The following is a 12,737-nucleotide window of genomic DNA, read 5'->3' on the forward strand; positions in this document are numbered from 1 at the left end:
TCCCTCCTGATTGTCCATATGCTCTATCTTACCGTTCAGCAGGCAAAAAGAGTAGAAAAAACTAGGTCAGAGCCGCGGCGCTTCCGTGCTTTCCAACTGCCTCTTGCACCCGCGCCTCTTTGTTCCCTTGCTGCAATTGATACATCTGATAGTACCTGCCTTGCTTCTCCATCAAGTCTTCATGCTTTCCTCGCTCTACAATTCTGCCTCGATCCAGTACGAGAATTTGATCTGCGTTTTTGATCGTAGACAGGCGATGAGCAATGATGAAGGTCGTTCTTCCTTTTTTCAACACCTCAAGTGCATTTTGAATAATGCCCTCTGTTTCCGTGTCGATGCTGGCAGTCGCTTCATCCAGAATGAGGATAGCCGGGTCAAACGCGAGAGCACGCGCAAACGAAATCAACTGACGCTGCCCGAGTGAAAGCGTGCTACCCTTCTCGATCACAGGTTCATTGAATCCTTGCGGGAGACTGCGGAAGAGTTGGTCTGCCCCTACATCACACAAGGCTTTTTCCACTTTTTCAGGCGAAATCGACGGATCATCCAGACTCACATTGGAACGAATCGTTCCTGTAAACAAAAACGGGTCCTGTAAAACAATAGCCATATGCTGACGAAGCTGCTGTTTGGAAAACGACTGCACATTGCGCCCATCAATCATGATCGCTCCACTGTTTATATCATAGAAGCGGAGTAACAGATTGATAATCGAGCTTTTTCCCGAACCCGTGTGACCAACCAGTGCCACTGTTTCTCCAGGCCATGCTTCGAATGAAATGTTTTTCAGCACGTATTGGTCGTCTTTGTAGGCAAAAGAAACATCGTCAAAGCGAACATTCCCTTGATAGCAAGGCACTTTTGCAGGATCAACGTCAATGCCCTCTTCATCCAGCAGTTCAAACACTCGCGACGCCGCGACGAGAGATTGCTCTAGGTTCGCCAATTGGTTGACGATCTGTGTCATCGGCTGGAACAAGCGATTGAGATAATCGACGAATGCGTAGAGGACACCAAGCGAGAGCAGTGTACCTATTCCGAGGGAAGCACCGCCGAAATACCAGATGAACAAAACAAACGCGATATTGCGGATGAACTGAACCAGGTTAAACGAAGCGGTCGCATTGAGCCGTAGCATTTTATTTTGGTAGGTGAACAGCTCTTCGTTTAGTTCGCCAAATTCCCGCATCGTCTCCTTTTCTCTGCGAAACGCCTGAATGATCGGCATCCCTTGGATCGACTCGTTAATCATCCCATTGATGTCACTGATGCGTGCCCGAATGACATGGTTGAATGCAGAAGCGTACTTGCGGTACAAGTAAATCCACACGACCATGATTGGCAAAATAACCAGACAAACGAGCGCGAGTCGTACATCAAGCAAGAACAGCGCTGCGAAAATACCGATTAAATAAATCCCGCTCGTAATGAAGTTGCCGAGTACATTCGTAAACAGCTCACGGATTGCCTCCGTATCGTTTGTGACACGAGCAACCACCTTCCCGGCAGGAAGATGATCGAAATATTGAATGGGTAATCGTTGCGTATGCGCGAACACATCATTACGCAGTCTCTCGATCACCTGATTCGCTGATTTTTGCCATAAGAACTTTTGTCCATAATGGAAAAGTGAGGCAACTACTAATAATCCGAAATAGAGAGCAGCCAGTGTGAGCAAGCCCCTTGTCTCTGGCCGGAAAAATTCGAATATCTCCTGATTGCTTAAGAGAGTGGCCTGGTACTCAGCTCGATCCGTACCTTTGACAATGGCGAGCTTCCCATCCTTAATAGAGCGTTGCCCATCATATGAAATCGCCTGATTCAAGAAATAATAGTCGCGGCCTACCTGCAGAACACGAACTTCCCCACCTGTGCTCTCACCTGCTGCTAAGTGGTCCTGTCTTGTGTAGTACTTCCCTTTGTATAACACAGAATCTTCACGCTGTGCCGTCTCATACCAAGGGAATTCAATGCCCATGATGTGCGTATCGATCATTTTTTTCGCCAAAAACGGCCCCGTCAGTTCTGCCCCAACCGAGATGGACAGCATCAATACCGCCAAGAGGATCGTCTTTTTAAAAATCGCTGCATAGTGAACTAGCCTTTTCCCCGTCGTCATTCATTCACCCGCTTTCTGTCAGCGTCGCTTCAATCTGTTGTTTCTCGAATTGTTCTTTATACCAACCGCCCAGCTCCAATAGCTGTGCATGTGTACCTTCCTCGACGATTCGTCCTTCGTCTATGACGAGAATCCAATCTGCATGCTGGACGGCCGTTAAGCGATGTGTGGTGATCAGTGTTGTTTTGCCTGCACGCTCCCGGCGAATATTCGTGATCATCTCCGCTTCGGTTTTGCCATCCACCGCTGACATGGCATCATCGAGAATCAAGATTTCCGGATTGACCAAAAGAGCCCGAGCAATCGAGACCCGCTGTTTTTGCCCGCCTGAAAGGGCTACACCTTTTTCACCAACGAGCGTTTGCAAGCCTTCGGGCAATAGCTGCACATCCCGAGCAAATGCGGCCTGCCTCAACACTTCCTGTAATTCTTCTTCCGTCGCTCCGTTGTTCCCGAACAAGATGTTTTCGCGGACTGTCTTCGAGAACAGAATCTGCTCTTGTGGTACATAGCCGATCCAGCTCTTGATGTTATCCAGACTGATCTGTTCTAGCGCCTCGCCCGAAACACTGATGGCTCCCCGTCCTACCGGAAATTCGCGAAGCAGCTGTCGCACCAGTGTGGATTTTCCGCTTCCCGTACGCCCGACAATTCCTAGCGTCTGACCCCGACCAAGAGCAAAGGAGACATCCACTAGCTGGTCAACCTGCGCAGATGGATAGCGGAATGTCACGGAATCAAAGCGAATGACTTCTGGTACCGCCACATGCACCGGACTGTCGTGATCCTTCACATCGGCTTCGTAAGCCAAGGTTTCATTGACCCGATCCAGCGAGGCACTTCCTCTTTGCATCACATTAATCAATTCGCCAATCGCAAACATCGGCCAAATGAGCATCCCGAGATAGACGTTGAACGAGACCAGCTCTCCTAGGGTCAGTTCTCTTTGGAAAACGAGGTAGCCACCGTAGATCAAGCCGATCATATAACTGATTCCAACCAATATTTTGACGGTTGGTTCAATCAACGAATCGATTCTCGCCACATCGATATTTTTTTGATACACTTCATGCGTTTTTTGGCGAAAGCGATCCTGATCCGCCATCTCCTGTACGTAAGCTCGAATCACGCGAACCCCAGAGACGGATTCCAGCACGCGGTCGTTCAGCTCGCCGAACGATGTCTGTGCGGTAGAAAAACGTTCGTGAATTTTTTTCCCATATTGCTTGATGATGTAGGCCATGAACGGTAATGGAAGGATCGCCGCTAAGGTCAGCTTCCAACTGATCAAGAAGCCCATCGTCAGCACAATCGCCCCTGTAAAGGATAACGAGTCCACCATCGTCAAAATTCCGAAGCCTGTCGTCATCGAGACAGCCTTGAGATCATTTGTCGCTCGGGCCATCAAATCTCCCGTCCGATTACGCTGATAAAACGTTGGCGTCATCTGCAAAAAATGCGTCATGAGCTTCGACCGTAAAGTCCGCTCCGCCAGAAATGCTCCCCCAAACAGCTTGCGAATCCAGATAAAATTGACCCAATAAATCGCGACAGACAATACACCGAAAAACAGCAAAATGGATACCAGCCGCTCGCCAGTTAGCGTCCCTAGGTGAATCTCATCAATAGCCACCCCAATGATTTTTGGAGGGATAATCTCCAGTAGGCCGCCCAGAATCAATAGCAGAATAGCGACCGTATAACGTTTCCAATGCTCCTTGAAAAACCAATCAAGCTTTGCCAAAACCGAGAACATCCGTGTTTCTCCCCTCTCTTTAGCTGGCTGGGTGACCTTTTTTAGGGACAAAAAAGACATATCGCCCGTGAGCAACATGCCTTTTCATCAACAAAAATAGAAAAGGCGCAAGTTACGAAAAATGTAACCTACGCCATGTTAACGAGATCAAAAAAACGATACTACGCTCGTATCAATGGTGGGGTTACGTCATGTATGCCCTTGTTTGGATGACCCATGCGTACAATTCTTTTCATGACTAGCCCACCTTTCCATTAATATTTTAAATTTCCAATAAATACATTCTGAACTTTACCATTCTTGCGGATACATTGTCAACTGATCTTTTTGCTAGCCCATTTTATACATGCTCGATCCGCGTTGGACAAACGTACAAGCCATATATGAGCCGCAAAAATATTGTAGATAGTAGGAGGTGATTACTTTGACATTGAGGTTTCGAGCTTTTTTACGAGGCTCTGAAGAGGTTCCGCCAGTCAGAACAAATGCAACAGGTACTACTATCTTTCGATTAAGTCAGAATGGACAACGACTCGATTTTCGATTAGTCGTGAACAATTTGCGGAATTTCACGCAAGCTCATATTCATATTGGGGCCAGAGGCGTAAATGGACCTGTTGTTGTATTCCTGTTTGGTCCTGTAACGCGTGGGATCAGTGTGAATCGGGGTGTTGTGACTGGTTCCATTACTCGAGCTGATTTGGTTGGACCGTTGCAAGGCAGACCCCTGTCAGAATTGATTCGGCTCATGAAAAACGGGCGAACGTATGTAAACGCGCACACGACGCAAAATCCGGATGGAGAGATCCGTGGTCAAGTCAGACGTGCACTCCGTCGCAATAAAAGGTAAATGAATGAACAACCCTTGCCTTGGCACTAAACTAGGCGAGGGTTGTTGCTTAGTATTTTTGCTTGCGAACTTTTTTTGGTATGATTATCCTCATGAAGCTTATTCAGGAGGCCATTTATTTTGTTATCTTCCAATCAAAAGCGACGATTGACATCTGTTCAAATCATCGTGTTCGCCTACGTTGGGCTCATCCTGATCTCAGCGTTTCTTCTGTCATTGCCGTTTTTTCACTTGCCGGGAGTCTCTCTTTCTTTTATTGACTCTTTGTTTACCGCGGCGAGTGCCATCAGCGTTACCGGGCTAACTGTCATTACGATTCATGAGGTTTTCAACCAGTGGGGGATTCTCTTTCTTACGTTGCTCTTCCAGGTTGGTGGGGTCGGAATCATGACACTCGGAACGTTCATCTGGATCCTCATGGGTCAAAAAATCGGTCTGGAACAGCGCATCTGGATCGCGACAGACCACAACCGCTCCACGTTGTCCGGTCTGGTCGACCTAATGCGCAATATTCTCGTGATTGCGCTCTTGATCGAGCTGGTGGGAACCATCCTGTTAGGCAGTCATTTTATTTACGCTGGCTACTACGACGATTGGTACACCGCGTTTTACCACGGCTACTTTGCATCTGTCAGTGCTTTTACGAATGCCGGGTTTGACCTGCACGGAAATTCCATGCTCGACTTTACCCACGATTACGTGTTTCAGACTATCGTGATGATCTTGATTATTTGTGGAGCGATTGGGTTTCCTGTACTCGTGGAGCTGAGAACGTACTTTTCCTATCGCCGTGCAAAAGTGCGTTTCACCTTTTCGCTCTTCACCAAGATTACGACACTCACGTTCTTTTCCTTGATCGCCATTGGCGCCCTGCTCATTTTCGTTTTTGAACGAAATCAGTTTTTGGCCGATAAGTCCTGGCATGAAATGCTATTCTATTCGTTGTTCCACTCCGTTTCTTCGCGAAGCGGCGGCTTGGCTACGATGGATATTAGCCTCTTGTCGACCACAACACTCATCATGCTCTCCGGGATGATGTTCATTGGCGCCTCCCCGAGCAGCGTGGGCGGGGGTATACGGACGACGACGTTCTTCGTCCTAATTGCCTCTGTTTTTGCCAACATGCGTGGCTACAAGGAAGTAAAGGTGTTCGGAAGAGAGCTGGTTGATGAGGACATTCAGCGCTCCTTCATCGTCTTTTTCATCGCGATTATCCTGGTGTTCACAGCGGTCATGCTGCTCGTCTGGCTGGAGGATTTACCTTTCCAGTACGTCTTGTTCGAGGTCTGCTCTGCTTTCGGTACGACCGGATTGTCTAGCGGGATTACAGCTCAGATGGACATAGGCGGCAAGCTCATCCTGATTATTACGATGATGATCGGACGTATCGGGATTATCAATTTGCTCCTCTTCTTGAAGCGCAATGACCGAATCGTACGCTACCATTATCCGAAAGAACGCATCATCATTGGTCAATAGAGGAAAGGAAATCCCCCAGAGCTATGTAGCCATTGGGGGATTTTTTTCTAGAATCAAAAAGCTGGCAGAGGACAGGTCTCATAGGAGCCAAGTCCAGAATTTCCACCCGAAGCGTAATTATCCTCCCAGTATTTCCGATAATCAAAAGCGGATTGATTTTCCGTACTCATGGTGAACTTCCCCACTTTCTGCCTTCGAAAATGATGTGTCGTTGCACAGTTTATGCGCGAGAATGATTTTAATGAAAGGCGATGTTTTAAAACAATGTTGAAATTAAATTATCATTAAACGTAAATCTGTTTTTTCAGCCATTGTCTGAAATACTGCAACTGTTCCTCAGAATGGAAATAGTGTTCTCCATTCTCCATTACTTGCAAATTACAGTTAAAACGTTTATTAAATTCAGATACAACGTCAAACTCACATAAGTTATCTTCTGAACCATAAAGAATTGAAGTTGGATTATTCCAAGCAACAATAGGATGTTCTTTCACATAACAGTAGTAATCCCAATAGAGAGTTTGTCCAATAGGTGTAGAAATTTCTTTCTCTATTTTTAGTCTACTCTCACTTATGTTAAACCATGTCATCATATTATTTATGATACGTTCCATATTTACCACAGGAGAGAGAAACAAACACTGCTTCAACGGCTCATGGCTATATCCTAATAGGCTAAAATATGCTCCCATGCTACAAGCAAAAATGCTTATATTATTTGATAACGATTTTGCATAGGTCATAATTGTATTAAGGTCTTGAACACAGTTTTGAACTTTGCAAAGATAAGTATCATCCTTACGGTCACCATGTTGAGGTAAATCAAAACTAAGCACTTGATAACCTACTGCTGTTGCTTCTTCTGCAAATACAATAATCGAGTCATCTGCCTTATTTGACATGTTACCATGCACCACCACAAATAACTTATCTGATTTGTCACCCCACAAAATCGCTGGAATGTTTTCTATTTTAAAATTATTTTTTATCATTACAATTTATCCTCCATGAAATATAAATAATTCGTCATTCCAAATGTAAAAAAAGCAAAATCCCAGAATGCCGTAAAATCAACATTCTGGGGTTTTTAATTTCAGTGCAATTTACTCTAAAATGGACTTTTTGGACAGCCCCTTCTTTGTCATCGAATGTCGGCTTAATACGGGCCCCAGTTAATCAATACCCCGATAACGATAAACACGATGGAGAGAGCTGTCCATACCGCTGTAAGCGGAAGCATGAACTTCAGCCACTTGCCGTAGGAAATGCCACTCATCGCCAAAATACTCATCAGAACACCTGAGGTCGGATTAATGCAGTTGACCACACCTTCTCCGAGCATCAGAGCCTCTACTGCCACTTGGCGCGTAATGCCCATCAGGTCAGCCAATGGTGCCAACAACGGCATCAGCATAACGGCTTCACCTGAACCGGACGAAATCAAGAAGTGCAGCCCGGCGCTTCCGAGGAACATCCCAATTGCACCTGCCATCGGTGACAGCGGCTCCAGAATGGTAGCAAGCCCGTACACGATGGTATCAAGGAACTTCCCATCTTCTAAAATGACTGTGATCGCACGTGCCATACCGACAATCAAAGCCCCATAAATCAGGCCCTGACAGCCCTTTAAGAATGTTTTGGCGATATCGTTGCCACTCATCTTGTTGAGCAAGCCTACTCCGATCGCAATGAAAATAAAGATTCCGGACATCTCGTTTACGTCCCATTTGAACAAGATCGTGCAGACGATAAAACCAATCAGAACGATCCCCGTAAACGCCAAGATCAATTTGTGACGGGTTGTAAAATCAACATTTTTCGTGTCTGCTTCCATCGTGGTTGAGCCACTATCAGAAGGAAAGAGCTCGTCCCCCAAGATACTCTTGTTTTGACGAACCTTCCGCGCGTAACGCCCGATGTACAGAATGGTTACGATCACAAACGTAACATAAATGATGGTACGGTAGCCGATACCTGAAAACAGCGGCAGCTCCGCAATTTGTTGGGACAAGCCCAGCGTTCCTGGAAAGGCAATTGTCGTATTGAATCCGGCATACACACCCAAATAAATCAGAGCCACACCGAAGATCGCATCCATTTTCATCGCTCTCGCAATCATGATGCCGAGCGGAACGAAAGCAATGACGGAGTTGACGATGACACCCAACGTACCCAATACGGAAAAGACGGAGGTGATCAAAATAACCAGCAGCCACTCTCTATTTCCTAATTTTCGGACCATGGTCAGAATCGCTGCGTTAAGTGCACCTGTCTTATCCAAAACAGCTAAAGCACCGCCTGTGAACAAAACGAGGAAGATGATCGGCGCGCCTTTGACCATCCCTGTCTGGATCGCGGTAAAAAACTCGATAAAGCCCGTAGGATTCGGCTCCACCGCATGATAGCTGCCCGGGACAACCGTCGTCACATTGCCGTTTTTTACACGGTCAAATTCTCCTGTCGGGACCACATAGGTAGCCAACGCACATAGGAGTAAGATGCAAAACAAAAGGACATAGGCGTCTAGCCGAAATAAGCTTTTCTTTTTTAGTTGCTTGCTCTCTGTCATAAGGTAACCCCCTGCGTGTGTAGCGCTTCTCTAAGAATGTTGGGCAGCTTCATAAATCGCAGCTGTCATGATTTTTGCCCCATAAATCAAGGCATCCGTCTGAAAAGTCATCTGTGGATGATGCAAGACTGGCGTGAGCCCACATCCCAGACCAATCATCGTCGTAGCCAGCTCTGGGCGGTGAATCGCGTAAAAATGGAAGTCCTCTCCGCCTGGCGTCACACATGTATCGGCAATGTTGTCCTCACCCAATACTTGCCCAATTGCCTTTTTAGCTACTTGGATCATGTTCGCATTGGCGACCGCAGCCGGTGTGACTCCCGACCATTCCCACTCCACCTCCATGCCCATCAAAGCCCCAGTCTGACTCATGGCATGCTCGGTTTTTCTCCGCAACTCTGCCATGCCTTCATTGGACTGTGCACGTACATCGAGGCTAAAGGTCGCTCGATCAGGAATGACGTTCACCGTTTCTCCCCCTGCTTGCAATTGGGTCATCTTCACGGAAAAAGAGCATCCATCTTGCAGGCGAATGTTTTGCAACGCAACAACCAAAAACGAAGCGGCTTCGATGACATTTTTCCCGAGCGCCGGACGTGCTCCGTGTGCTTGCAGACCTGTAATCGTCCCTCTGACGGAGCTGGATGATCCATGCAAAATCGCCGGAGCAGCGCTACCATACGGCACTTCCATTTCCGGACGCAGATGAACGCCGATCAGCTTTGTCACGCCTTCTAAGGCGCCATCCTTCATCATCTGCAAGGCTCCGCCCATTTTCTCTTCAGCAGGCTGGAACAGAAAGCGCATCGTTTTCGGAGGCACCACTCCGCTTGCTTGAATCGCAAGGGCGCTGTAGAGAGCCAGTGTCGAGTGAGCATCGTGTCCGCATGAGTGATTCGGTCTCACTACGCCGTCCACTTCCTGCACGAGTGCATCCATATCCGCGCGCAAAGCCACGATTTCAGCACTCTCTCCAGGAATCTCTGCATAAAAGCCGTGATGCCCTTCGAAGCATGTGACGGCAATTCCGGCCGCCTCCAAGCGTTCCCGCAAATATCTCGCTGTTTTCTCCTCGTGCCAGCTCGGCTCCGCCAATTGATGCAAATCTTTGTATGTTCGCACTATTTCGTCGCGATGCTCGTCCATATATAAGAACGGATTCATCCGATCCATCATCCTCCCTGATGTCTTCTCTAGTATCTCTCTTTGCTCTACCGGATGTATAGCAAGAATTGTGCCAAAACTATATTGTTATAAAAGTTAAGCATTTCTGAACAATTTCGGATTTTTAGGTTATAATATAGGTTGTTTTTTACAGATATCTAATCCAATATTTCCACCTAAATAAAAAAGCTATTCGGCAGATAAAAAGGAGTCGCATCATGATCAAACAGAACCCATGCATCTTGTTGATGACCCGACTAGAGACGATCAGCCTGCTGTTTGCAAACACGCTCACGTCTTTTTTCGGCAACCGCTTGGACATCATTCGAAACCATATGCAAGAACGACTTCACCCGAGTGTGTACGATGATGTTGATCTCATCCTCGTTTCGGACACGAGTCTCTTGCACGATCAGCCAGTTCCTCCGTCAGACATCCCCGTGCTGCTAGCAAGGCGCACGATTGACATTAACAAATTGGATCAACTCATGGATTTGCCGCCAGGAACGCGCTGTCTATTTGTTTCCAACTCCATCGAAATGGTAGAAGGCGCGATTGAGCTATTGTTTCATCTCGGATTCTCTCATCTGACATTTGTGCCGTACGTACCCGATACCGAGACTCCGCTTCCTGAAAAAGATCAAATCGATGTTGCTGTCTGTCATGGACTCAGGGAGCTAATTCCTGCTCTTTTTGAAAACGTCATTGAGTTGGGGCACCGCCCTTTGGATTTGACGACGATCTTTGATATTTCGCGTCTGCTTGATCTGTCTCCGGATAAGGCAAACCTGTACACGGCTGACTTCATTAGCGATTTCGTCCATATCGGACGCAAGCTGACCAACTCGGTACACAATGAGCGGAAGCTGAATGAAAAGCTGAGCTCCATTTTAAATGCCGTCCATGAAGGCATCATTGGCACAGATGCCACAGGGAGTATCACTGTGCTGAACAAAGAAGCCGAGAAAATTTTGCATATGACTGAAACCACTTGCATCGGGCGAAATGTAGCGGAGGTCATTCCCGAATTTCTAATTCTGGAAGTAGTAGAATCACACATGGAAGTAACGAAGCAGGTATTGGAATTCCGCGATTTGTACCTCTTGGTGACCAAGATTCCCACGTTCTTGGATGATCAGTTTCTGGGCGCGGTCATTACTTTTCAGGACGTGACAAAGGTACAGCAGATCGAACAGGAAATACGGACGAAGAGTGCCAATCTCGGACTGATGACCAAGTATTCGTTTGACAGTATCATCGGCAAAAGCCCGTCCATTCAGGCCAACAAACGAGTGGCGACCAAGCTGGCCGAAAGCGATTTTACGATTCTCATCACAGGGGAAAACGGAACTGGGAAGGAAGTTTTTGCCCAAGCCATCCATCAACACTCGACGCGCCGTGACGGTCCGTTCGTCCCCGTCAATTTTGCAGGGCTGACCGAGAGCTTGGTAGAGAGCGAATTGTTCGGGTACGAGGAAGGTTCTTTTACAGGAGCGCGAAAAGGCGGAAAGATGGGGCTATTCGAGCTGGCTCACAACGGGACCATTTTTCTGGACGAGATTGGGGACGCCCCGCTTAGCATCCAGGCGTCACTGCTTCGTGTTCTCCAGGAAAAGCAGGTCATGCGCGTAGGAGGCTATCGCGTCATTCCAGTCAATGTCCGCGTCATCGCCGCTACCAATTGCAACCTGATGGAAATGGTCAAAAAAGGGACATTTCGCGAGGATTTATACTACAGGCTGAACGTCCTGCCACTGCACATTCAGCCCCTGCGTGATCGTCCCGATGATATTTTGGTGCTGATTGATTATTTCTTGCAGAAAAAAAAGCAGCGTCTGTCCTTCTCACGGGAAGTGACGGAACAGCTACTCCGTTACGATTGGCCAGGCAATATTCGCGAGTTGGAAAATTTCATTCACTATGCAGTCGTCATCGCAGAGGGGAATCAGGTGGAGCTGGCTCATTTACCGGAGCGTTTTTTTGCGGGGCATGTCTCTACTCCGCCCCTTCTCTCTCACCGGGATGATACGCTGGAAGATACAATCCGGTATCTGTCCAGGCAAGGCTCCTTGGTAGATTACGCAGCGATCCTGCAAGTACTGTCCGATTGCTACAAGCGTCAGGAGCGTATTGGACGCAGTGCCCTGCTCGCGAGAATGGAGAGTCCCTCCTTGACTGAAGCCCAAATCAGGCACAAGCTGACCGCACTGGACCGCGCTGGATGTGTCTCGATTGGGGTCAAGAAGCAAGGGACGCAGATTACTGCGTTTGGGCAGCAGGTGTTGGAGGCTTTGCTGATGAAGGAAAATGGCTAATTTGGGTTGCCTTCTAACATTTGCGGAGCCCGAAGCCCTGCCACATGTTTTCCAGTCGCCTGTATCCTCTCTTCGTTCGGGCGGTCTCCTTCCAAACATATGGCAGTACTTCTTTACAGCAATGTTATTATTCATTTTTTAAATCGTTTTGTAGGTCTGTGCAGAGAAGCTTACTTGCTACACTTCTTGAATCACTCTTAAAAGGTTGACCAAAGCTACGTAGGAAGAAGTGCATTTCCAGTCCAAGCGCCTCTGGAGCCCTACCCAGCGTAGAAATGAATAACGGGGAATTTCAGCTTTTATTACATACAAAAACGCTTTCGCATTTTCTGGTTTGAAGCGCTCCCGATATTCATTTAGGAGCGACCAGTCAATCCCCTTGCGGGGCGTAGGCCGAAGCGTAGACTGGAAATGCACTTCTTCCTTCCACTACAGCATATAAAAAAAGCGGCAAGGCTTTAGCTCCTCCGCTTTTTTCATGAATC

General features: G+C 47.4%; 8 protein-coding genes. 3 read left to right on the forward strand and 5 right to left on the reverse strand.

Annotated features, from left to right (window positions below):
* Positions 1–61: 61 nt before the first annotated feature.
* Entirely contained in the window at positions 62–2,119 is a 2,058-nt protein-coding gene (locus HP399_RS26780; protein WP_173618178.1) for an ABC transporter ATP-binding protein, read from the reverse strand.
* Between the two features lie 4 nt (positions 2,120–2,123).
* Entirely contained in the window at positions 2,124–3,875 is a 1,752-nt protein-coding gene (locus HP399_RS26785) for an ABC transporter ATP-binding protein (protein WP_173618179.1), read from the reverse strand.
* Between the two features lie 424 nt (positions 3,876–4,299).
* Between HP399_RS26785 and HP399_RS26790 the strand changes: the two genes are divergently transcribed.
* Positions 4,300–4,725, forward strand: a complete 426-nt coding sequence (locus HP399_RS26790) for a CHRD domain-containing protein (protein ID WP_173618180.1) — start codon at positions 4,300–4,302, stop codon at positions 4,723–4,725.
* 120 nt (positions 4,726–4,845) lie between these two features.
* The gene (locus HP399_RS26795; protein ID WP_173618181.1) at positions 4,846–6,204 is read left to right on the forward strand and encodes a TrkH family potassium uptake protein; all 1,359 of its coding nucleotides are present in this window, start codon (positions 4,846–4,848) and stop codon (positions 6,202–6,204) included.
* A gap of 284 nt (positions 6,205–6,488) precedes the next feature.
* Here the strand turns inward: HP399_RS26795 and HP399_RS26800 are convergent, their stop codons facing one another.
* The 3 genes from HP399_RS26800 to HP399_RS26810 all read right to left on the reverse strand — a co-directional run bounded on the left by HP399_RS26800 (position 6,489) and on the right by HP399_RS26810 (position 9,937).
* Positions 6,489–7,196, reverse strand: coding sequence for an alpha/beta hydrolase (locus tag HP399_RS26800; protein WP_173618182.1), 708 nt, complete (start codon positions 7,194–7,196; stop codon positions 6,489–6,491).
* A 164-nt stretch (positions 7,197–7,360) separates the two neighbouring features.
* Positions 7,361–8,773 (reverse strand): YfcC family protein, encoded by a 1,413-nt coding sequence (locus HP399_RS26805; RefSeq protein WP_173618183.1) that lies wholly within the window; start codon positions 8,771–8,773, stop codon positions 7,361–7,363.
* A gap of 30 nt (positions 8,774–8,803) precedes the next feature.
* Positions 8,804–9,937 carry a M20 peptidase aminoacylase family protein gene (locus HP399_RS26810; protein WP_173618435.1) on the reverse strand — a complete coding sequence of 378 codons (1,134 nt, stop codon included), beginning with the start codon at positions 9,935–9,937 and terminating at the stop codon, positions 8,804–8,806.
* 218 nt (positions 9,938–10,155) lie between these two features.
* On the opposite strand from HP399_RS26810, the gene HP399_RS26815 reads away from it, so the two are divergent.
* Positions 10,156–12,252 carry a sigma-54 interaction domain-containing protein gene (locus tag HP399_RS26815; protein WP_173618184.1) on the forward strand — a complete coding sequence of 699 codons (2,097 nt, stop codon included), beginning with the start codon at positions 10,156–10,158 and terminating at the stop codon, positions 12,250–12,252.
* Positions 12,253–12,737: the final 485 nt, after the last annotated feature.

It is taken from the genome of Brevibacillus sp. DP1.3A, from assembly GCF_013284245.2.
Classification (GTDB): domain Bacteria; phylum Bacillota; class Bacilli; order Brevibacillales; family Brevibacillaceae; genus Brevibacillus.